At 62.9% G+C, this 20,443-nt stretch carries 22 protein-coding genes; all 22 read right to left on the bottom strand.

The window, feature by feature from the left end:
• Positions 1-1,059 carry a HipA domain-containing protein gene (locus BL8807_RS05080; RefSeq protein WP_072727095.1) on the bottom strand — a complete coding sequence of 353 codons (1,059 nt, stop codon included), beginning with the start codon at positions 1,057-1,059 and terminating at the stop codon, positions 1-3.
• The gene (locus BL8807_RS05075; protein ID WP_072727096.1) at positions 1,052-1,273 is read right to left on the bottom strand and encodes a hypothetical protein; all 222 of its coding nucleotides are present in this window, start codon (positions 1,271-1,273) and stop codon (positions 1,052-1,054) included. The genes BL8807_RS05080 and BL8807_RS05075 overlap by 8 nt, the downstream gene beginning before the upstream one ends.
• A gap of 88 nt (positions 1,274-1,361) precedes the next feature.
• Positions 1,362-2,537: a hypothetical protein gene (locus BL8807_RS05070; RefSeq protein ID WP_072727097.1), complete on the bottom strand. Its 1,176-nt coding sequence runs from the start codon at positions 2,535-2,537 to the stop codon at positions 1,362-1,364.
• 43 nt (positions 2,538-2,580) lie between these two features.
• Entirely contained in the window at positions 2,581-3,114 is a 534-nt protein-coding gene (locus BL8807_RS05065) for a hypothetical protein (RefSeq protein ID WP_072727098.1), read from the bottom strand.
• Between the two features lie 11 nt (positions 3,115-3,125).
• Positions 3,126-4,832, bottom strand: a complete 1,707-nt coding sequence (locus tag BL8807_RS05060) for a lytic transglycosylase domain-containing protein (RefSeq protein ID WP_083570385.1) — start codon at positions 4,830-4,832, stop codon at positions 3,126-3,128.
• Positions 4,833-4,834: 2 nt separating this feature from the next.
• The gene (locus BL8807_RS05055) at positions 4,835-7,180 is read right to left on the bottom strand and encodes a VirB4-like conjugal transfer ATPase, CD1110 family (protein WP_072727099.1); all 2,346 of its coding nucleotides are present in this window, start codon (positions 7,178-7,180) and stop codon (positions 4,835-4,837) included.
• On the bottom strand, positions 7,177-7,533 hold the full coding sequence (locus BL8807_RS05050) for a PrgI family protein (protein ID WP_072727100.1): 357 nt from the start codon (positions 7,531-7,533) through the stop codon (positions 7,177-7,179). The genes BL8807_RS05055 and BL8807_RS05050 overlap by 4 nt, the downstream gene beginning before the upstream one ends.
• 14 nt (positions 7,534-7,547) lie before the next feature.
• Positions 7,548-8,393, bottom strand: a complete 846-nt coding sequence (locus BL8807_RS05045) for a VirB6/TrbL-like conjugal transfer protein, CD1112 family (protein WP_072727101.1) — start codon at positions 8,391-8,393, stop codon at positions 7,548-7,550.
• Positions 8,394-8,405: 12 nt separating this feature from the next.
• On the bottom strand, positions 8,406-8,615 hold the full coding sequence (locus BL8807_RS05040; protein WP_072727102.1) for a hypothetical protein: 210 nt from the start codon (positions 8,613-8,615) through the stop codon (positions 8,406-8,408).
• Positions 8,616-8,846: 231 nt separating this feature from the next.
• Positions 8,847-14,198 carry an LPXTG cell wall anchor domain-containing protein gene (locus BL8807_RS05035; RefSeq protein ID WP_083570380.1) on the bottom strand — a complete coding sequence of 1,784 codons (5,352 nt, stop codon included), beginning with the start codon at positions 14,196-14,198 and terminating at the stop codon, positions 8,847-8,849.
• 189 nt (positions 14,199-14,387) lie between these two features.
• Positions 14,388-15,365: a hypothetical protein gene (locus BL8807_RS05030; protein WP_094635791.1), complete on the bottom strand. Its 978-nt coding sequence runs from the start codon at positions 15,363-15,365 to the stop codon at positions 14,388-14,390.
• A 107-nt stretch (positions 15,366-15,472) separates the two neighbouring features.
• Positions 15,473-15,742 (bottom strand): hypothetical protein, encoded by a 270-nt coding sequence (locus tag BL8807_RS05025; protein ID WP_072727103.1) that lies wholly within the window; start codon positions 15,740-15,742, stop codon positions 15,473-15,475.
• Between the two features lie 55 nt (positions 15,743-15,797).
• Positions 15,798-16,010, bottom strand: coding sequence for a hypothetical protein (locus tag BL8807_RS05020; RefSeq protein ID WP_072727104.1), 213 nt, complete (start codon positions 16,008-16,010; stop codon positions 15,798-15,800).
• Positions 16,007-16,621 carry a ParA family protein gene (locus tag BL8807_RS05015; protein ID WP_072727105.1) on the bottom strand — a complete coding sequence of 205 codons (615 nt, stop codon included), beginning with the start codon at positions 16,619-16,621 and terminating at the stop codon, positions 16,007-16,009. Before BL8807_RS05015 ends, BL8807_RS05020 begins: the two co-directional genes overlap by 4 nt.
• A gap of 55 nt (positions 16,622-16,676) precedes the next feature.
• Entirely contained in the window at positions 16,677-17,015 is a 339-nt protein-coding gene (locus tag BL8807_RS05010; protein ID WP_072727106.1) for a hypothetical protein, read from the bottom strand.
• Between the two features lie 9 nt (positions 17,016-17,024).
• Positions 17,025-17,456, bottom strand: coding sequence for a WhiB family transcriptional regulator (locus tag BL8807_RS05005; protein WP_072727107.1), 432 nt, complete (start codon positions 17,454-17,456; stop codon positions 17,025-17,027).
• The gene (locus BL8807_RS05000; RefSeq protein ID WP_072727108.1) at positions 17,453-18,799 is read right to left on the bottom strand and encodes a helix-turn-helix domain-containing protein; all 1,347 of its coding nucleotides are present in this window, start codon (positions 18,797-18,799) and stop codon (positions 17,453-17,455) included. Before BL8807_RS05000 ends, BL8807_RS05005 begins: the two co-directional genes overlap by 4 nt.
• The gene (locus BL8807_RS04995; RefSeq protein WP_072727109.1) at positions 18,796-19,119 is read right to left on the bottom strand and encodes a hypothetical protein; all 324 of its coding nucleotides are present in this window, start codon (positions 19,117-19,119) and stop codon (positions 18,796-18,798) included. The genes BL8807_RS05000 and BL8807_RS04995 overlap by 4 nt, the downstream gene beginning before the upstream one ends.
• Positions 19,109-19,243 carry a hypothetical protein gene (locus BL8807_RS12110; protein WP_264298334.1) on the bottom strand — a complete coding sequence of 45 codons (135 nt, stop codon included), beginning with the start codon at positions 19,241-19,243 and terminating at the stop codon, positions 19,109-19,111. The genes BL8807_RS04995 and BL8807_RS12110 overlap by 11 nt, the downstream gene beginning before the upstream one ends.
• Positions 19,240-19,539 carry a hypothetical protein gene (locus BL8807_RS04990; RefSeq protein WP_143148024.1) on the bottom strand — a complete coding sequence of 100 codons (300 nt, stop codon included), beginning with the start codon at positions 19,537-19,539 and terminating at the stop codon, positions 19,240-19,242. Before BL8807_RS04990 ends, BL8807_RS12110 begins: the two co-directional genes overlap by 4 nt.
• Positions 19,536-19,883 (bottom strand): hypothetical protein, encoded by a 348-nt coding sequence (locus BL8807_RS04985; protein WP_143148025.1) that lies wholly within the window; start codon positions 19,881-19,883, stop codon positions 19,536-19,538. Before BL8807_RS04985 ends, BL8807_RS04990 begins: the two co-directional genes overlap by 4 nt.
• Before the next feature lie 130 nt (positions 19,884-20,013).
• Complete coding sequence (locus BL8807_RS04980) at positions 20,014-20,223, bottom strand: hypothetical protein (RefSeq protein ID WP_083570382.1); 210 nt, start codon at positions 20,221-20,223, stop codon at positions 20,014-20,016.
• Between the last annotated feature and the right edge of the window lie 220 nt (positions 20,224-20,443).

Below are 20,443 nucleotides of genomic sequence, written 5' to 3'. Positions count from 1 at the left end.
CTATCGTGTATGACGCTGTCTCCTGGCGTCTTCTCCCGCATCAGGCTGACGCTGTTGAGCGGTTTTCTTGGCCAGCAGGTCGAGCACGGCCGACCGGTCTCCCTTCGCGGGAGGCTGTTGGATTTCGTCGGACACCGTCAGACTGGGGTTCTCCTTCAACGCGAGATCCAACGCGGGCTTGATGATGCACTCACGTCTGACGTCGAGGGTCGCCCGGTAGAAGTCGCGGTGGAGATCATCGATGCCAGGCACGGCATCCACCACCCGATCGGTCGACTCCTTGCCCAAGCGCGGCCACAGTTCCGGCAAAGCACTACGAAACTCCCGCGCATAGTCGGAGAGCATGAAGTATGAGTATTTGCGTCGTTTGCCATGCACGTTCATCGCGATGGCCGGGGATTCGAGGTTGGCGTCGCGCATGAGCCGGGGATCGGCCAGACGTGCCATCATCTCATCATGGGACAGGTGTGGGGCCAGGGACGAGCCGCAATCATACACGGGTGCCGTGTCGATGATGTTCGCTTGGCCGTCGGCAATGAAACCCCAGTTGTTGGAGTGCCGGTCGTAGTTGCCGATCAGCGCGTCCACGCAGACGATCCGCTTGAATCGCTCCCACGCCCGCTCGCGGATTGCGGCGAGGTCGGGACTGTCATCGAGCACATGCCTGACGAAATCCCAGTCGGGGCGTGCCTTCGACCTGCCGCTCTCCCCCGGCATACTGATTTCCAACTGCTTGAAATGCACCAGACGCCAGGACGGGTCCATATCCTCCATGAAGTCGCGGCACGCGATGACGGACTGTCCCTTATACATGCCAAGCGACACCTCCTGGGTGGGGATGTCGGCCACGGCGAAGACGTTGGAACCGATGAACTCGTTGACGGGCACGTTGACGTAGCTGGTCCGCTCGGACTCTCGCTTGTCCGAATCAAGCACGTAGCCGAACTTCAACATATACCGGTGGCCATTCCAGTGCATGGTGCGCTTCTCGGCGGCACCGTCGTAGACGCTGACCTTCAGGTCGGCATCGGAGAAATCATGCAGCGTCGTATCAATCACGCGCCCACTCCTCACGCAGGTAATAGTTGCGCACCAAGGTCTCCTGGTCAAGGTTGTCCATCTCGCGCGTGGCCCCATCCAAATCATCCAGATAACGGCCAATCCAACGCTCGCCGCGCTCCATGGCTGCGATCAGGTCATCGATAGCCTCGGCCGTGATTTCAGGGATTTCAAACGGCCAGTCGGTCGGCTTTCGAATGATGGAAACGTCCATCGCAGCTCCTTTCCGCCAGTTCCGCATGTGATTCTCCTCATTATGTCACTTTCGCGGCCGTCGCGTCGTGAGATGCGCGGAACGCGCATCAGTTGATGTAATCGGGGAAGGGGTCTGGCTCCGATGGGGCCGGCACCTCCCAACCATCGTTTCCTCCGCCGGTGCCGGAGGTGCCTCCGTTGGAGCCGCTGCTGCCGCCAGTCCCAGAGCCGCCGGAGTATGAGGGCGTGTAAGACTGCTGCTGGTAGTACTGCTGCACCTGCGACTGGACTTGCGCTTCGGCCTCGGCTTGAGCCTGAGCAGCGGCAGCCTCGGCCTCTTCACGGGCCTTACGGTCGGCCTCCTCCTTCGCCTTCACGCTGCTATTCACGCTCTTGACCGCGCTAGCGATCGCGTCCGCATCCCGTTCCTCAATCGCTTTGGCCAACGCCTCGCGCGTGGCATTGTCGGAGACCTTGCCATCCGAGGCCGCCAGCAGTGCCTCGGCGTCGGCGATGGTCTTGTCCAGCACGCTTTCTTCGACCGCGTCCGCCGCCGCTTGGAGACTCTTCATATGATCCTCGTACCACTTGGCCGCCTCGCCCAAGCTCGCAGTGGTCTCGTCAAGACCCTGTTCGGTCTCCGCGTCGCACGCGGAGATTTCCGGCATATCCTGCGATATGGCGTCATTGAGCTCGGTCATCGTCGACACGTCTTTAAGCGTGGTTTCGTCGGTGTTGGCGACGGTCTTAGCGGCGGCGAGGGCATCGTAATAGGCCTCGGCGGCGGTTTGCGTCCCTTCGTTGGCTTCCGCGCATGTAGCGCGGGCACGGGTTAGACCGGCTTCGGTGCGACTCCTATCCCAGTGTCGCCACGCGACGCACCCACTGAACGCCGCCGCCGCGACGAAGAGCGCGATGAGGCCAATGGCAATGATCGGTCTCCATGAGAGGCCGGTCTTGACCGTGGCCGTGAAATCGGTCAGGTCGCCCGGTTCATCGAATTCATCGAAGACGTCTCCTACCGTCTCCGTGCGTGCCGGCACGGCAGTGTTTTCGCCGGTCGGGTCTTGCGGGAGCGGTGGCACCGGCGTGGGAGTGCCGATGATTCTGTCGATAAGCGCCCGGACGCCTTGCGGACGTGCGTCTTCCGGGCGTGGTGCGCCGCCGGCGGTGTCGAATCCTTCGGCCGCCGCCGTCAGCCCCCACATGCGGAGGGCTTCGTAGGAGTGCGGATGGTTGATAATGTCGTCGATCCATGGACGCCAGTCGGGGTCATTAGACATGGTCCATAGCTGCCATGAGGTCAAACGGGGACTGAGAAAAGGCTTATTGCTCATCGTGTGAATCTCCCGTAGAGGGGTTGCCGGACGTCTCCCCCGGCTGCATGATGACGTTGGCCAGCCATCCGTCATCCGTGCGCGTCAGTCCGACGGTCCAGGGCAGGTCACCGCCGGCGTACACGCTGCATACCGCAGTGTCTTCGCCGCCGGACAAGAGACCGGCCCTCCAATCGGACCGGGGAAGATCCGGCATCGTCTCAGGTTCGCCAAGGTCGAGGATTGCCGAGTGGACGAATGTCTCGGCGAGCAGCGCGTCTCCATCCTCCGATTGGTCGGTCCATGCTTGGAGGGCTGCGGGAGCGACCTGCATGCACGCCTCGGCAGCGGTCATGGCCCTCCCGTCGTCACCATCAATGTCGCCGCCCGCATCGGGGTGGACTATGGACGATTCGATTTCTGCAGAACTGGTCACGTCATTGTATGACTTGCCGGATAGGACAGCCGATGCGAGCAGCAGCAGGATTGCGAGGATGGATGCGCAGACAAGTAGAATGATGCGGATTTTGGATTGCTTGTGCATTGGCCGTCCAATCAGTGGATGAATTGTATGCCCGTGCCGGCGGCGGCGAGCTGGGAGGCGGTGATGGTGCGGGTGGAGACCACGCCGACGCCGCGCGCGTTGGCCTCGCTGATCAGGATCGACCCGTCATCGTAGACGGCCTCGACGATGCCGATGTGCCCGTAGGTGGCGTCGGCTCCGAGCACGCCGCGGTGGAAGCAGATCGCGTCTCCTGGACGTGGGGAGCTGCCGACCGAATATCCCAAAGCGATCGCTTTGCTGCCCCAGTCGCCGCCGTTGCCCATGTACGGGTCGACCGCCTTGCCTATCTGGGCACGGCGAATCGCAGCCCACCAGGTGCATTGTCCCCAAGCGTAGGTGGATCCAGGACTCAGATCGATGCCGGCGGTGCTGACATAGCCGGCCGCGCTGACCGTCAGCGACGGGGAGAGCTGGCCAGTCTGCCCAGATGAATCATCGAAGGTGGCGTCGCCTTGGTATTTGCTAATCAGTCCGGTGATTTTGGACACATAGTTCCGGGTCTCCGTGTAGGGAGGGATGCCGCCATGCTGGACAACCGCGCCCAGACCCGCATTATAGGCGGCAAGAGCGAGGGACAACGTGTCGCCCGACACCGCGCCGGTCCGTTTCAGCCCCTCAACCTGGGTGACGATGGAGCACATGTAGTTGCCTTGGCTCCATATCGCGTCGTGTGGATTCCATACGTCGGCCGTGCCGTCCCCATCGCCGTCCAGACCGTGCGCCGCCCATGTGGATGGCATGAACTGGGCGATGCCCTGAGCTCCAGCGGGGCTTTGCGCCTGGGGATCCCAACCGGATTCGGCCTCGATCTGCGCGGCGATGGCCGCTGGGGTAATCGCGGCGCAGATGCTGCCGGCGCGCTGGACATCCGAGACATATTCCGAAGGCACGTTTTTGACGCCCGCTTGGCCGGTGCCTGCGAACAGTCCGGCGACGCTGACGACAAGCATCACGACGGCGAGCACGCTCGCCGCTATGGGGATGAGCGGCATGCTGATCGACGCGGCGGCTGAGGCGATCGCGGACACGGTGCGAACAGCGACACCTCTAACGAAGTTGGCCGCTGCGACGGCGGCCCTGGCACCTGCTCGCGCAACGTCAGCTCCCGCCCGCGCCGCTCGCACGGGCGCTTTGCGGTGCCGCCACATGCTTTTGACGCTTGACGTGGCTTTGCCCGACGCGCGATATGCGGCGGATCGCGTCGCGGTGGCGATGCGTGACGCGTCGTCGGTATCCGCCTGCATGAGGCGGGTGTCCAGGTCTTTGAGCCGTGCGGATCCGGCACGCCCGACCCGGCCGACGCCGCCTGCCAGGGTTTTGCCCGTCGAACGCAGGGCGGCGATTTTGCCGCTTGCTCCGCCCTTGGCGGCACGTGCGGCGATACGGTCGCTGGCATTGGCCTCGATGATCTTCGTCGGCCGGCCGGAGTTCAATCGTCGCCGTGCGTGCGCGGCCGCTGCTCCGACGCCGTGGCGTAGCGTATTGGCGGTTTTCGACCCCGCACCGGCCGTCACGGAGGCGGTATCGTGGCCGATAATGTCCGCCGTGTCGGTCCGGTCGGCCGCGCCGGCCCATACGGAGGATGTGACGCCCGTCGCGCCATGCGATAGCTTGGCGCTCACCCGCGCGCCGGCACGCGCGCCCGCACGGACGGCGTGGACGGCTTTCGATGCCGGCGCACCCGCGTTGCCCCTCACCGTCACTCCCCGTCTTCAAACTTGGTGTCGTAGAGCGCGTAGAGCAAGCTGTCCTCGTTGATGCGCCCGTCGAACGGCACGTACGCGTTGCCGATCTTCATCAGCCCCTGCCCCGGCAGCACCGTCGTGAAATACTGACGCTGCTCATCCGACAGCTTCAGCAAGTCGCACAGGGCGTCCGCGTCGGTGTCGTTCTGACTCAGCAGCATAAGGAAGTCGGAGTTGGACAGCATGAGTCTGGCCCCGTCATCGATCAGCAGCTCCTCGATGTTCTGGGTAATGCCGGTGATGCCGAGCCCATACTTGCGCGCTCTTTTATAGAGGTCCTTGAATCGGCCGGCCGAGTAGTCGTTGCCGAAGAAGCGGTGGAATTCGTCAACAAACAACCAGGTGCGCCGTCCCTGGGCACGGTTGCGGACGACGCGGTTCCAGGTCTGGTCGATGACCGTCATCATACCGAAGGTGCGCAGCTCCCCCGATAGACCGGACACGTCGAACACCGTGAACCTGGAACGCAGGTCGATATCGGTCTGGCCATTGAAGCCGGACAGGGAGCCGCTGGTGTACGCGTCAAGCGCCAAGGCCAGCAGATGTCCCGCCTCCTCACCCGTGGCTTCCAGCGCGTCACGCAGGTCGGACAATGTGGGCTGGTCGCCGCCGCCACGCTCGCGGTAGGCGACGTACAATCCCATCACGCAGCGGTCCACCAGGCTCTTCTCCACCGCCGACAGGCCGGACTGTCCACCGATGAGGCTGCCGATCAGAGCGACGACCGAATTGGTCTTGTCCTTGACCGGATCGACGTCACCGGCGTCGTCCAGCACGATGTCCAGCGGATTGATGCACCGGTCCGCGCCGGCGCTGATGGGGATGACCTCACCACCGAACGCGTCGGCCAGAGGCACATACTCCTTTTCGGGGTCGATGATAATGACCTCATCATCACGGTTGAGATAGATCGAGCCAATCTCCTGCTTGACGGTGAAGCTTTTTCCGCCGCCCGATGTGCCCAGGATGAAGCCGTTGGAGTTCAGATGGGCGCGCCGGTCCGCGACGATCGGATTACCACTTCTGGCATTGGACCCGTAGAACACACCTCCCGCCTCATAGACTTCCTGTGTGGTGAAGGGGATCAAGATCGCGGCCGAATTGGTGGTCAGCGTGCGGCGCATAGGCAGTGGATTATTGCCTAACGGCAACTCCGCCACCAAGCCCTCCATCTGCATGTATCGCAGCGATTCAGCCTTGCACGACTGGCTGTTGACCCTCGCCTTGACGCTCTTGCAGGCCAGGTCGAGCGCTTCGAGGCTGTCGGCGCTCACACCGATCACGATGAGCGCGTTGACCAAACGCTGGTTGGTTTTCGACAGCTCCTCGCGCATCTCCGCTATCTGGTCGCGCTGGTCGGCCAAGTCATCGGGCAGATCGTCGGGGTCGAGCCCTTGCTTGCGGTTCTTGCGCCGCTGCTCGATGATCTGCATTTTGATCTCGGCGTTTTTGCGGCGCACCTGGGTCAGGCTCTCGCCACGGTCATAGGGGCGCAAGTGGATAGCCACATTGATGCGGGCGCGGATGGATGCCAGCTCGTTGACGAGCTGGTCGGAGAGCTCCGGCGGATAGTCCGAGATCCACAATGTGCGATGGAAATAGCCGGTGTCCGAATACGAGATCTCAAGATCAGCGGAACGCCTGGCATCGATCGCCCAAGGGCAGACCACGTCCTTTATGTCCTCATGTTTTTTGGCGTCATGCCGGGATTCACTAAACCTGAAATGGTCGCCCGGCCGAAGGATCTCCGCCATGAGGCGCAGCCGCTGCTCACGGTCGAGCCGTGTGGCGCGGCATTCGTCGATGCCGCGCATCTGCGCGATCACACTGTTGCATAACGCGTTGAGCGTGCCGACGGCGGTCTCTCTGTCGTGCTCCTCGATCGTGAGGGTGAGCAGTTTGACCGTGTCCGTGTCGCGGCTGGCCATCTCCAAGCGGCGCGTGACGATGCGATTGTAGTCGTCGCGGTATTGGTCCAGTCCGTCGCCGTGGGCATCCATGCGGATGTCGCGCAGGATCGCGTCGATGCCGCGCGTGCGCGTGATCGCGCTGATCTGCACGCATTGTCCGGCGTCGAACATGTTCAGGAGTTTCGCCCACCGGTCGATGATCTCCATCTGATGCGCTTCGGGGCTGAGCTGGTAGTTGATGTCTGCGAACACGATCGATACGCTCCACCGGTCATTGCCAAGATAGGCGATGCCGTTGCGTAGCATCGAGTCGAATCCGATCAGCTCCTTGACGCTATTCGGCACGCGCGCGGACGTTTTGGCGCGGCCCTTGCCTCCATGATTGATCATCGTGTGCGCTCCTTAATCGAGGGACGGGCTGATGTGCGATAGTCCTGGGCCCGGCCGCCCAACAGATACAGGTTGTTTCCCAGGTAATGCCTGACGACATACCCCAGATACTTTTCCGGCAGCAATCCCTTGGGACGCCACCAACCCCACGCCGCTATCGGAACCCCCGGCACGAACACGATGTACATGCACAGGTTGTCCGGCAGACCGACGACCACCCACAGCATGAAATACAGGCCACCACACACCACCGTCAGCAGGACGATGGCGCACAATTGCCGCCAGCTATGACCCATGAACACTTTCGATTCAATCGCGCTGATCTCACGGTAGACAGGCATCTGCAAAGCCATATCAACACCTCTTTCTATTCGCCGCCGAACAGCTTCTTGGCAACGCCATTGCTGACCATCACTATGCCGATCAAAAGCACCGACGACAGCAATAGATTGACGAAGTTATCCATAATCCAACCGGCCAGACTGTCGCCATCCTGGAATGATTCGACCGACATCACCTTGCCCACGAACGCCCGATACAGGATCACCGCGAGATACAAGGTCGCACATTGGAACACCAACGACGCGTACTGCTTGAAATAGTTGACACCCCACTGTCGGGTCTCATCGCATGCCACGAACGCAAGTGGCAGCGGGTTGAACGCAGTGAGCATGTAAATCTGCACGAAACGCAGCAGGACTACGACCGTGAACACGATCACCGCCGCCTTCGACGCAAGATAGGGAATGATCAACAACACCAGGCATGCTATCTGGCCGATGGTGCCCGCCGCGTCGATGGCGTCGCGCATCTGGTCGCCCAGTCCAAGCGAAGATTCATCCCCGCCGGTCGGAGCGGCCGCGGTGAACCCGTCCATGATGCTCTGCCCGATCTGATCGATCGCGGCAAGCAGCAAATCGCTGTGCTGCGCGGCGGTGAACACCAACGCGATCTTCAACATCGCGGCCGCAATCATCTTCACGCCGAGCTCGCGGTCACCATCCACTTTCGTGGACACCCGCGCAAGCTCCAACGTGAACACAATCGCTAGGACGATCGACGCGATCGGTTTGACGGCGGTGGACGCGATGGACAGGCTCAGCCTGTACATCTCAATGCTGTACTCGGCCGGCGTCTGCAAAAGCTGGTCAACGACCGACTGAGATACACCACTGCCGATCGAGTTCAGCAAACCCACCAAAAAATCGACCATGCCAACCCCATGCTACAGTGCGATGGTTTGGAACAACGCGGCGGCAGCAATAATAAGGCCTCCACCGACGACCTGCCAGACACCCGACTGGATCTGCGGACCGTTCTGGTCCTTGAGACCACCGGCGAGACTGATTACGCCCCACACCGCCCAAAGAGCGCCGCCGATAATCGCAAACTGGGCAAAGAGATCCAACGCGGATGTGACGATATTCTCGTTCATGACAATCCTTTCTGATTTTTACCACCACCACTATCGCCCCGTTTTGCAAAATCGAGGCGGGGAAAAAGCGCAAACTGTAGCTCCACCGCTTTACCGATTTCGGTAAATACCGAAAGACCGCTGAGCGGCAGGCCGAATATGCGAATGCGCGGATATGCATGGCATATCCGCGCATTCATTGGTCATGGCCGGCCACGGACGGGAATCATCCCGTGGCCGGTCGTGGTGTCGTCAGGCCGAATGGCGCGCCTGGCTGCCGGTGTCCCTGCGGCGGACGGCCAGCAGGCCGAGGCCTGCGCCGGCGATCAGGATCGCGGCGACGACCACGCCGCCAATCGCGAGGCCGGTGTCCGCCAGAGGCGGCTTGACCTTGGCGCTCCAATCGTCCGTGTTGCTGGTCACGCTCGTGTCGGCGCACATGAGCCGGCCCTCGATCTCGACTGTCTCAGCGGCGTCGGCGTCGGACGTGGCGTCGTCCGAGTCGGGGTCGAGCGGGTCGGTGGTGGCGGGGCACTCGAACAGCGGGACGCCGGTGACTTGGGCGCGGTCGGTGTGCTTGTCGGTCACGCCCTTGAGGGTGCCCTTGACGTCGACCGAGTCGCCCGGCTTGAGCACACGGGTGGACCAGTCGTCGGGGTATTCGAGGTCGACGACCTCGCCGTCGCCCGCGACGGTCTCGTCGGTCAGGTCGAGGTCCTTGGCGAGGTACCATGCTCCGTCGCCCGTGTCCGGATCGACGGCCGACGTGTTCGTGATGCGGAACACGATCGTCTTCTCCTCGTCCTTCGATCCGAGTTCGAGTGCGTCCTTGGTGTCGTCGCGGTCGCCGTCGGGCCAGCCGGATTCCTCGTCGAACTTCTCGATGTGGATGCTCGGCGCGGTGTCGGGCGTGTTGGTGCGCACGACGTTCGACGGACGCTCGACCCCGTTGATTGTCTCGACGAAATCGTTCTCGATGTCGGTGCCGAGCGCGATACGGCGCATGAGCGGGAAGGCGTACCATGCGGCCTCGTGCTCGGTGTCGGCGCTCACGAGCGACTTGTAGAGGTCGGTCGCGCTGACGGTGAACGTGCCGGTCTCCTCGTCCCAGACGGCCTCGAACAGGTCGCCGCCGAACTTCGTGGAGTCGAAGCCGGTGCCGGCAACCTTCTCGCCCGCCTTGGCGATCACCTCGCCGTCCTTGTACAGGTCACGGGCGAGATAGGCCGCCCATGCGCCCTGGTACTCGTCATGCTCGACGTCGAACGGATCGGTGATGCTCCAGTCCGTGACCTCGGGATAGGCGCGGTCCACGGGCAGGACGCTCGAATCGAGACGGTAGAGGAAGAGGCGGTCGAGCCAGATCGAGTGTCCATCAACTGAGTCGCCGTCCACCGACACGACCACGTCCTTGGACGGGTTGATCGGCCTCAAGGGGTTGCTCACCTGGTTGGTGGTCTTGCGCTGGTCGTTGAGGACCTGGGTGGCCTCGTTGACCACGGTGTAGCCGTCATCGACCTTGCTGACCACGAAAGGCAGCACGACCTGGTAGGTCTGGCCCAAGAGCGTCTGGTCGATGGACGGGTCCGCAAGCGGGTCGTAGGAGTCCGATTCGGCGTAGGCCTTCAGATCGGTCGGCTGGGGATCGCCCGGAACGGTCTCGCCCGTGGCCGGAATCGGGGTGTCCACCGTGCGCGCGAAGACGTAGGCCACGCCGTCGATGATCGCGACGTTGAACTTGTCGGTGACGTCCTCGCCCGAAGCGGAGAGCACCTCGATGTCCTGCTCGTTGACAGTGACGTACTCTTGGTCGTAGTCGTCGACGATGCCGGCCTTCCACACCTTGTAGGCGGTGTCCTTTTGGGTGAGATCCAGGGTGACGACGTAGTTGCCCGCGTTGGTCAGCAGCATGGTCTTGCCGTCGATCGACACGCTCGGGTCGCCCTGCTCGTCGGACTGGGTGTCGTCCTTGCTGGGATCGAAGTCCGGGGGCAGGTTGGTGACCTTGTTGGACGGGGTGACGCTGTTGTTGACCGTCAGCTCCCACCGGTTGTCGATGGTCTTGTCGGCAGGGGCGTCCTCGGAGACGACGAACTCGAACTTGAGGCGAAGACGCGGGTTGCCGGCCTTGCGCCATTGTCCGATCAGCTCCTGGTCCGTGACCGTGAGCGTGAAGCTGTGAGCCTCGTCGTCCCATTCGATCTGGTAGCGGTCGGCGTCGATCACGTCGCCCGTGTTCAGGTCCCACATCTCCAGGGTCTGCTTGCTCGGGGTGCCGTATTCGCTCATCTGGTCATGGAAGCTCACGCTTTCGACCTCGGTGCTCAGATCGGACGGCAGCTTGGGCTGCAAGTCGAGCTGGTACTCCACGCGTTCGCCCGGATAGACGACCTTGCCGTCGATGTCCTCCTGCTTGCCGCCCTGGCTCTTCTCCGCGACGACCTTCTTCTTCACCGGCGGGATGTAACCGCAAATGTGCGGCTCGTTCGTCCCGACGGTCTCGTTGTTCACGGTCTGGGAGCCGGAGTTCGTCAGCTTGACGCCGTCGGCGTCGTCGCAGAAGGTCAGCTCGTCGCCGGCCTGCTTGCCGTGGTCCTCGAGGACCTGGCTCGCGCCAGCGCCGTCCGCGAAGTTGACCACGCCGGGTACGAAGAGGGTGATCTGCTTCGGCTGGGCGAGTTCGACCTGTTCGGCCATGTAGTCCGCGTTCGCGGTGGCGGTGATCCTGGTGCCGTCCACACGGATCGTGAACCTATCGGTCACGTCGGTGCCGGTGTTGATGATGTCGGCCACGCTGGACCCCGTGTCGGTGGAGGCCGTGGCCTCGTAGACGCGGATCCGGGAGACGTCGCCCGTGGCGTCGAAGATGTAGTCGGCGTCCGCGTAGTCGTCGGCCAGCTCGATCTTCTCGACCTTGGCGAGGTTCGCCGCCAGGACGCCGTTGACCACGGACCCGACCTGGTCACCATCAAGGAATTTGAGGGTGTCCGCGCCGGTCTTGTTGGTCTCGTCCGGGTCGATCACGGCGTGCCACTGGCCGCCGCTGTAGCGGATCCACGACTTGTCCGGGTTCGGGCTCCATTCCTTGACCTCGGGTGTGTTCGAGGGCACGGTCTGGTCGTTCCACTTCTCCCAACCAGAGTTGGGCACGGTGACGGTCTGGCCCGGCTCGACCACGTCGGCGCGGAACGCGCCCGAGATGGTCAGACGAACCTCGCGGTCGGCGGCCTTGTTATAGGTGTCGGCCAGCAGGTCGGCCTTGGCGGTGACCCACACGCGGCTGTTGTCGCGATGCACGTCGAACAGGCTGGTGGAGTCCTGGCCGTCGATCGTGACCTTCACGCTCGCCTGGTCCAAGTCGATGTACTTCACAGAGCTCGAGAAGTCGTCGCCCAGCTCGTAGGAGGACATGTTCTTCGCGAGGTTCTTCGGCAGAGTGCCGTTGACCGTGACCGCGAAGGTGTCCTGCTGGACGAACGTCTTGCCGTCCGCGCTCACGCTGTTGCTCCAGTCGGGGTCGGACACCTGGCCGGCGACGCCTTGGTCCACGGACCACGCCTTGTCGGGCTTGGGGTTGCGCACGAACACCGGCGGCTCGTTCGTCGGCGTGGTCTCGTTGTTCCACGTCTCGGAGCCCGCGTTGGTCAGCTGCTTCTCGTCGGCCGCATAGTCCGCGTTCGGCGCGGACTTGACGTAGCCGCCGAGGTAGAGCTTGACCTTGCTGGCCGAGGTCTTCAACGCCGTGCCCAGCAGGAACGTGGCCTTGGCCTTGGCAGTCGTGGTGTGGGCCTTGGTATCCACCGTGATGTCGAACTGGTCGGTGCGATCCTTGCCGTCGACGTAGACGCGCACCTGGTCCTGATGGTCCCAGTCGATCCAATCGGCGCTGGCGCTCCAATCATCCGTGATGCTGTAGGACGTCAGCGGGTTGAGGAGGTGGGCGGGGATCTCGCCGTTGACCACCGAGCCGATCGCGTCGCCCGTCACGAACGTGCGGTTATCAGAACCCTGATCGTTGGTGTGGTTCGGATCCTCCGCATGCAGCGCGCCGTCCGCGTCCAGGACCCAGACCTTGTCCGGGCTGGGCGTGACCTTGCCGACCTCGCGGCTGTCACCGGTCTGGCAGGTCTGGTCGTCGCCCGTATAGCACGCCTTGGAATCATCCGGAATCGTATAGTCCGAACCGGTGGGCTTCGCACTCTGAGGCACGTTCAGCGTGTACCAGCGGCTCGCCGCGTTCTTCACATAGGCCTTGACGATGCGCTTGCCCGACTGGGAGTCGTCGACGCTGATGTCGGCGGCGACGGTCGCGCCGGTCTCGTCGGTCACGCTCACCTGCGACACATCGTCCGCGTCCGTGCCGCCGATCACGACCTGCTGGCTGGACACGTCGATGATGTCATAGAGCCAGAAATGCTGGGAGCCGCTGGAGTGCGCCTTGATATGAGCGGTGTACAGGCTTCCGGAGGCGATCTGGTTGTTCGCGTCCGTCACCTGGTCGCCGGCCGCGTTCGTCAGGGTCTTCACCGGCGTGGGAATCGTCGGAGCGTTCCACTTCTCGGCCGGATCGTTCTGACCCCAATGATCCACGGCGGCGGCCATCTTGCCCTGCTTGTCCGCGTGAGTGTCAAAATAATAATCGCCCGACGGCCACGACGTCCACGACGCATCAAGATCGCGATACGAGAACTTCGTCTGCGTGCTCGAGTTGTTCGCCGAGGTCCAGGTCTTCGTCACGCTCTTGGTCGTACCGTCCACACCACGCCAATGCAGCGTGCTCGTGCCGCTCACGTTCTCCACAATCGAGCTACCGTTATTCGACAAGGTGATTGTGTCCGACACTTCGCCGGTGTCACCGGCCTTCGTCGTCGTGCCAGACGCCTGGGTCGAAATGCTCAGGTCATAGTTCGGCTGGGCCGGCTGGTACTTATCCAAGACGATCACCACGATGGAGGCCGTGGAGGAGATGTTGTCCTCCATGATCGAATCCACCGATTTGCTCGCATCCTCCTCGAACGGGTAGGAAGTCTTATATTCGAAAGTTCCAGCGTAGTGATATGTGTTCGGCGCGACGTACTTGTTCCAATTGTCACGCCAGGTCTGCACGTCGTAGATGCCGGAGCCATTCCACACATCCGTCGCAGTGCCACCAGCGCCAGCCACGGCACCCACGGCCACGACGCGGCACTGGGCGTCGGCCTCGCCCGGATGGTTCTTCGCGAAGTTCGCCTCGCATTCGGCGCGCGCGTCGTCCAACGCGCCCTGCGCCTTCTCCCAGCCGTTGTACTGTCCGCCGCTATCGATGATGCTCACGCCCGCGGCGGCCATGGCCTTCGCGACCGACTGCACGTCCGTCGCCGGACCCCATGATCCGGTCTCGTCGTCCTTGTACTGCCAGAACTGCGCGGCAGCGCCTCCGCCACCTCCAGTGCCCGGACGGTTGCCGCCACCGCCATCTGCCAACGCGGTCTGGGCGGTCAGGCCTCCCGCAGCGAGCGTCGCCAACGCGGCCAGCACCGCCAGCGCCTTACGCCCGCCCTTCCTCACACATCCGCCGTCGAGGCCATGACCCCCCGAACGACGATCGAAAAGATCGAAACTCATTCGATTTTCCTTCCTCTAATTACCTAGGTCGACATCCATTCCTCTGGATGCCACCCCACTATCACCCCATTTCGCAAAACCCAAGCGGGGAAAAACACATTTTCCTAAATCGGTATTTACCGGAATACCGAAATACCGAAACGCGCATAGAAAAAGCCCCGCACAAGGCGGGGCTATGAGCGCAGCTGCTTAGTGAATAATCACGCCGTAATCAGGAAGAGTGCCGCAGTCGGTGGTGCATCCGTGTCCGCCGCTGACCGGACCGCCGCTCGACCCTCCTGAGCTGGAACCGGACGATCCACCACCCGAGTAGGTGGGCGTGTAGCTGTAGGAGGGCGTGTAGGACTGCTGGTAGTACTGCTGCGCCTGCTGCTGGGCCTGCGCGGCGGCCTCGGCCTCGGCCTGTGCCTGGGCGGCTGCCGCCTCGGCCTCCTCCTGGGCCTTGCGGTCGGCCTCCTCCTTCGCCTTGATGGAGTCGTTCACGCCTTTCACGGCCTTGGCGATCGCGTCCGCGTCCCGCTCCCCGATAGCGGTCTTCAAGGCCTCGCGGGTGGCGTTGTCCGTCACTTTGCCGTCCGTGGAGTCCAACAGCGTCCGGGCGTCGGAGACGGTCTTGTCCAACACGCTCGCATTGACCGCGTCCACCGCCGTCTGGAGGCTCTTCGTGTGCGACTCGTACCATCCGGACGCGTCGGCCAGGCTCGCCGTGGCCTCGTCCAATCCGATCTTGTCCGTGGCGGTGCAGCCCGCGTACTCGGGGGCCTCGGCGTCGATCGCGTCGGCCAGGTCCGACAACACCGCCGCATCCGCCACGGCATCCTCGGATGTCTCGACGGCATCCGCCGCGTCACCATTGAGCAGGGCGTTGTACTTGTTCATCGCGACTCGCACGGTGTCGGACGCTTCGGCGCAGACGCTTTTCGCCTCGGAGAGCTGGGCGTGATGCCACGCGGCCCATCCACCGATTCCCGCCGCCGCAACGACGACGACGCAAGCGGCGGCGATCGCGAGAATCAGCCACTTCGGACGCTTGGGATCGGGCGCGCTTCCCGTCTCCGCCGTTCCGGCTTTCGCGCCGTCGGCTAGGCCATGGGCCACGAAACCGGCGGCCACATCCTCGACCACGCTCGGAGTCTCCTCGGGCTCCATGTTCTTCTCGTTGGTCATTGTTCTTCCTTTCTTATTGTGTTGATTTTATTCCAGCCCTTCACTCCACGCGAGCTGCACGATATCCGGCACATGAACAGCCATCAGAAACTCCCTCCGGACAAACGTCATAGCGCTCCCGCGAGGATCCACAGATCGCCCGAGACCAAGCCGATCGCCAAGCCCGCCAGTAGGTTCACACAGCCCAGGACAAACATGAGATCGTCTAGGTCGTCCTTCAGGCCGTCGTCCTCGAACTCGCCCCTGACGCGCAGACGGGGATAACCGTGGCGTCCAATCCGACGCCGTCCGAACTCGTTCACCAGTTTGCTGAATACCGCTTCGATGAAGCACGCCGCCGCGACGACGAAAAGGGAAAACATCACATTGAACGACATCCGGCATTCCTTTCTTTTACCGATTTCGGTATTTCGGCGATTCGGTATTTCGGTTTCATTGCAAGTAGGCTTCGAGGGCGGCATCGATCACGTCCTGGAGTCGTTCGTTGCGGTCGGCGGCCCAGACCTTGAGCCGGCGCTTCATGCCGCGCCGCATGCTGACCGAGGTCTTGACCCATTCGTCGTCGCCCGCGTCGGCGCGCATCACATCCGCGGTGATCTTGCGCTGAGCACGCGGCTGGTAGGCGTGCGGCGTCAGGTTTTTCATCGTTCGTCTCCTTCCATGGCGTCCAGGAGCTCGGCGAGCACGTCCGTGTATTCGTGGAGTCTGGTGGGGCGGTGTCCCATGCTCTTTTTGATCTCCTGGCGTTTGCGCACGATGGTGTCGAAGCGGGGAGTGCCGGCTGCGTCTAACGCGGCGAGGGTGTCCGCGCAGGCCGTGGTGCTGGCCTCGGCCCTGACGACCAGCACGGCAGCCGGGATCGAAGCGGGAATGGAGGCCATGGTCGCCCATGCCTGCTGCAAATCGAGCGGAGAGTCAGATGTCGGTACGATGACAAAGTCTGCCACGCGCAGCGCTTCCTCCAGCAGCTTGCCTTGGGGCGGGGCATCCACGATGGCCAGACCCGGCCGGTCGGAGAGGCGGTCGCGCAGCCTGCGCAGCGTCGAGAGGTTGGCCGGCTCGACTGTCACCGCCTCCCAGATTTCGCCAGCCTCCGACGCCATCAGTGCCCATTCGCTCGCCGACGACTGGGGATCGGCGTCCAGGACCACGACAGGCATGTCGGGACGGCGCAATGCGTGGGCGTGGGCGAGATACAGGGCGGACGTGGTCTTGGCGACGCCTCCCTTGGCGTTGGCTATGGTGATGATCCTCATGATGGTTGCTCCTTACGATGGTTTTACCGACTTCGGTATTTCGGTGGTTCGGTGTTTACCGACGTGCCGTCGCGGCGAGGTGCCGTGCGGCGAGGGCGACCGCCTGGCCGATGGTGTCCGGGGACGCGACGACCCGCAGCTCGCCGGCCGCGCCCTGGGCGCGGACCTCCAACCCCGGTTCGCTGCGATGGTCCGTGTCACCGGTGATCTCGACCGTGACCGGGGTGACGGTGATCTCGCCGGTGGTGAGGTGGACGCTGATCTCGGTCAGGGCCTTGGCCCATCCCTGCCGCGTGCGCACGGACCGGCGGACACGACCGAACCTCGCGGCCGGGTCCAGCCGTCTGGCCTCCGATTCGATGGCGGAGGCGGCGTGTTTATTGATGGTCCTCATTGCCCGTCCTTAGAAGAGGGTGCCTTGCGCAGAGACCGGCTCTCTCCGCTGCTTTTTCTGACGCCACATCTGATGGCGCGCATCTTTGGCACAGATAATGATTTCTGGATGACCGGCGAGCCAATCACGCACAGCGGGCTGCGAGAGTTTGTGGATCCGTCGCGACGCAGTATCAAACGCTTTAGCTACACGTCGCGCGAGGATTGTGCGCTCCTCATAGCTGAGACCACCGATGATCGTGTTGTCACGGACCGGTGAGACCAAGGCGCGCGACAGGCAATCAACACGGAGGGGACACTGATCGCACAATTGCCGCCCCATGGCTCTCGCGGGACGGTCGAGCGAGTATTCGCCATCCTCACCTAAGACCATGCCCCACATACGGTCGGCGCGTTCGGGATCCTTGGCCGCGATCTGAGCGCACACTCCGATGCCGCTCATGACGCCACCTCCAAGGATTCTCGTGCGCCGGCGAACATGCGTCCGCCGTTCGCCGCGCGTTGGCGGGCGAGCTCGGCCATGTCCCGCTCACGCCGTCCGCGCTCTTCGCGCAGCAGGTCGGCGAGACGGGCCGCGATCGACGCGTTGTCGTCGCCTGCTTCCAGCCATGCGAGGACCTGGTCGGCGTGGGCGCGGCGGCGGGTCGGGTCGGGGTTGGCGTCGACGGCGCGACCGCAGTCGAGCAGACGGCGCACATGCGTGCAGCCGGCCGTGTGGACGTGCCGTGCGTCCGGATGCTCGACAGGTCTGACCGATGTGTGGCGTGCGACGGCGCGCTGCTCGATGGCCCGGTCGTCCTCGATCTCGTCCCACAGGCGGGCGAGCTGGCGGCCGGTGCGGATTCGTTTGGCCCACCAGTCGCGGTTGATGGCCCATCGCAGCGTCACGACGATCAGGTCGAAGGCGCTCAATGGGGCGTGCAGGGCCTGCAAGCGGCGATGCAGGGCGCGGATGGCCTTGCGGTCGCGGCCGGTCGGCTCGGGCGTGGTCAGTCCAGCGCCGGAGCGGATGTCGTGCAGTCGGCGCAGCAGCTCGTCGGCGACAGCATCGGATTCGGAGAGACCGTCGGTCGGGTCCGGCGCGGCCTCGACCTCGGCGAGGTATTCCACCCACTCGCCGTCCGCCCCTTCGTCCTCGGAGGCCTCCCCGCCGGGGAGATGTCCCGAAGGGACAGAGGGGGTATTTGTTGTTGGATTTGTTATATATAGGTCAGCCCTGTCACTGGTGACTAGTCTGGCGCTGTCACTGGTGACAGAGCTGGGGGTGTCGACCGGTTGGGGATCGTTTTCCGGCCCAGTCATTTTGATCGGGCTGGGTTTTGGCTTGTTTCCACCGTTTTCCAGCTCTATCATTTTGATAGGGCTGGATTTTTCGGATACTGATGTGGGCTCCTGCGATGGGGTTTTCCCGGCTTCGGCGCGGCGGCGCGCACGCTCCTCGCGGGCCTGGCGTCCGGGCTTCTCGGACACCTGCTCCAGGGCGACGCCCATGCAGCACTCCCACACGATGGGACGGTACTGCGCCTGGACCGGATTGCCACGCTCGTCCCATCGCGACAACTCCTGGTTACCCCGGCGGATCACGCCCGCCTTTTCAAGGTCCCTCAACGCGCGGCGCACGGATGCCTCGGAGGTGTGAGCCTCCAGCATCAGGGTCTTGATCGAGGGCCACGCGCTGCGCCCGTCGGGCTGGCAACGGTCGGCCAGGGCGATCAGCACCAGACGCGAGGTCGCGGTCGGACACGGGGCCTCACGCAGGGCCCAGCTCGTGCACTGCCAGCTCATGACGATCTCACCTCCATATGTTCGACATCGGCCGCGAGCGAGTCGAGACCGATGCTGGCGAGGATCGACCGCGCAGTGTCCGCGAGCTCGGGACTGCGACGCCAGCGAGCCATGCAGTGGTCGATGCGCTTATAGCCGATCAGCTCGGGAGGCAGGCCCGCGTGACGGAAGATGGACACCGGCCCCTCGCCCATGGCATCGAGCAGAAGGACCTGGATTTTGAAGTCCTCGGTGTAGGTGATGCGGTCCTCGGTCACACGACCGACGGCCGGCAAAGCATTGAGATAGCGAATCTGCGCGCGGGTGAACTTAGCCCTCATGCCATCCGCCTCCCGACTCATGGTCGGCGGCATCGGCTGCGTGGGCGGCGCGGCACATGGCCAGCACCCACAGCATCAGACCGGCCCACAAGAGCACGCCGAGCAGAATCGCGACGACCATCATCGCGCCACCTCCGATCCGGCGGGATGCAGACACATCGACACGTTGGCGCGTTCGCAATCCGTGACGGCTCCGACGATCCCGGCACCGATCTTCACGCCAAGTGAGAATTCGTTCGGCTCCATCGAGTCGCAGACCGCCGAGGACAGGCCCTCCGACACATCGCGCACCTCCGACGCGAGATCACGACGGCCGGCCAGGTACGCCAGCGCCACAATCTCGCGGACCGTCATATCACCGGTCACACGCGCCGCCAGCACGTCGATCGATCCCGCGTACATCGTCATCGCGTCGCTCATGCGCGCACCTCCGATCGAGTCGGCGCGGCAAGCGTCCATTCCAGCAGCGTCATGGCCGCATCAACCTCATTGGCGGCGTGTAACGCGGACAAAGCACAACCGACCGCTGCAGCAAGTAGCAATCCGGCTACGACTACGAGGCCAAGGAAACCCGCCGCTATTGAGCCGGATGCCGCGATGGCGGCAAGACGCTCCAGCCTGCGACCGCGCGCGCTGTAATGGCCCACCTGCGATAGCCAATAATGAGATTCCTCGGAATTTCCCACTTGAAAAACATTGTTTTCCCCGCCTCGATTTTCAGCAGCGGCATTAGGCTTACAAAAAGACTTGGTAAAGTCGTGCATTGTGATCACTCCAATCAATGCATGAGCAACAAGGTCGAATCCTGCAAGAAACGGACCTTGAAACTCGGATGATGATTACACCGCCGGTTTCTGGTGCGCCAACATCAGAAACCGGCATTTACTTAGACGATTAAGACAACACCTCCGATTCCTTGCGAGTGGACTCGATGACGAAATCAGACGTCAAGCCGTGCGCGCGAAACCATGCCAAATCCGGCTCCTGCCACCACACTTTCCCGTTCATCTTCTGCGTTACGGAAGCTTTGGACTGCCTAGTCTCATTAGCGATTGCCTGATAGGACCAGCCATGATCTTTCGCCCATTGCTTCAGCGGATTCATCACCACTCCTTTGTTAATATTAACTGTCAGTTAGCACTATAGCGGATAGTTTGACTAACCGCAAATCGAAGGACTAGAATCGTAAGTAATTCACGCTTAATAGTGCAACAAGAGGTTAAGATGACAGCAACAGATGCCGCACAAATCATCCGCGATGATGCTTTCGACGCTGATTATGCCGACAAAATCCTGCGCTTCAATCTACGCATACTCATGGGAG

Origin of the sequence: Bifidobacterium lemurum (assembly GCF_014898175.1) — a bacterium.
GTDB classification, from domain to species: domain Bacteria; phylum Actinomycetota; class Actinomycetes; order Actinomycetales; family Bifidobacteriaceae; genus Bifidobacterium; species Bifidobacterium lemurum.
The sequence above is the reverse complement of the archived record's forward strand: the minus strand, read 5'-3'. Positions and strand labels throughout refer to the sequence as shown.

Coding starts and splice junctions, on each gene's coding strand:
- BL8807_RS05025 (WP_072727103.1), bottom strand. CDS start 15,742: ATGTCGTTCAATGTGATGTTTTCCCTTTTCGTCGTCGCGGCGGCGTGC.
- BL8807_RS05065 (WP_072727098.1), bottom strand. CDS start 3,114: ATGCACAAGCAATCCAAAATCCGCATCATTCTACTTGTCTGCGCATCC.
- BL8807_RS05030 (WP_094635791.1), bottom strand. CDS start 15,365: ATGACCAACGAGAAGAACATGGAGCCCGAGGAGACTCCGAGCGTGGTC.
- BL8807_RS05055 (WP_072727099.1), bottom strand. CDS start 7,180: ATGATCAATCATGGAGGCAAGGGCCGCGCCAAAACGTCCGCGCGCGTG.
- BL8807_RS05005 (WP_072727107.1), bottom strand. CDS start 17,456: ATGAGCGGCATCGGAGTGTGCGCTCAGATCGCGGCCAAGGATCCCGAA.
- BL8807_RS04985 (WP_143148025.1), bottom strand. CDS start 19,883: ATGCACGACTTTACCAAGTCTTTTTGTAAGCCTAATGCCGCTGCTGAA.
- BL8807_RS04995 (WP_072727109.1), bottom strand. CDS start 19,119: ATGAGGGCTAAGTTCACCCGCGCGCAGATTCGCTATCTCAATGCTTTG.
- BL8807_RS04990 (WP_143148024.1), bottom strand. CDS start 19,539: ATGAGCGACGCGATGACGATGTACGCGGGATCGATCGACGTGCTGGCG.
- BL8807_RS05040 (WP_072727102.1), bottom strand. CDS start 8,615: ATGAACGAGAATATCGTCACATCCGCGTTGGATCTCTTTGCCCAGTTT.
- BL8807_RS05035 (WP_083570380.1), bottom strand. CDS start 14,198: ATGAGTTTCGATCTTTTCGATCGTCGTTCGGGGGGTCATGGCCTCGAC.
- BL8807_RS05015 (WP_072727105.1), bottom strand. CDS start 16,621: ATGAGGATCATCACCATAGCCAACGCCAAGGGAGGCGTCGCCAAGACC.
- BL8807_RS05000 (WP_072727108.1), bottom strand. CDS start 18,799: ATGAGCTGGCAGTGCACGAGCTGGGCCCTGCGTGAGGCCCCGTGTCCG.
- BL8807_RS05010 (WP_072727106.1), bottom strand. CDS start 17,015: ATGAGGACCATCAATAAACACGCCGCCTCCGCCATCGAATCGGAGGCC.
- BL8807_RS12110 (WP_264298334.1), bottom strand. CDS start 19,243: ATGATGGTCGTCGCGATTCTGCTCGGCGTGCTCTTGTGGGCCGGTCTG.
- BL8807_RS05070 (WP_072727097.1), bottom strand. CDS start 2,537: ATGTCTAATGACCCCGACTGGCGTCCATGGATCGACGACATTATCAAC.
- BL8807_RS04980 (WP_083570382.1), bottom strand. CDS start 20,223: ATGAATCCGCTGAAGCAATGGGCGAAAGATCATGGCTGGTCCTATCAG.
- BL8807_RS05020 (WP_072727104.1), bottom strand. CDS start 16,010: ATGAAAAACCTGACGCCGCACGCCTACCAGCCGCGTGCTCAGCGCAAG.
- BL8807_RS05045 (WP_072727101.1), bottom strand. CDS start 8,393: ATGGTCGATTTTTTGGTGGGTTTGCTGAACTCGATCGGCAGTGGTGTA.
- BL8807_RS05075 (WP_072727096.1), bottom strand. CDS start 1,273: ATGGACGTTTCCATCATTCGAAAGCCGACCGACTGGCCGTTTGAAATC.
- BL8807_RS05050 (WP_072727100.1), bottom strand. CDS start 7,533: ATGGCTTTGCAGATGCCTGTCTACCGTGAGATCAGCGCGATTGAATCG.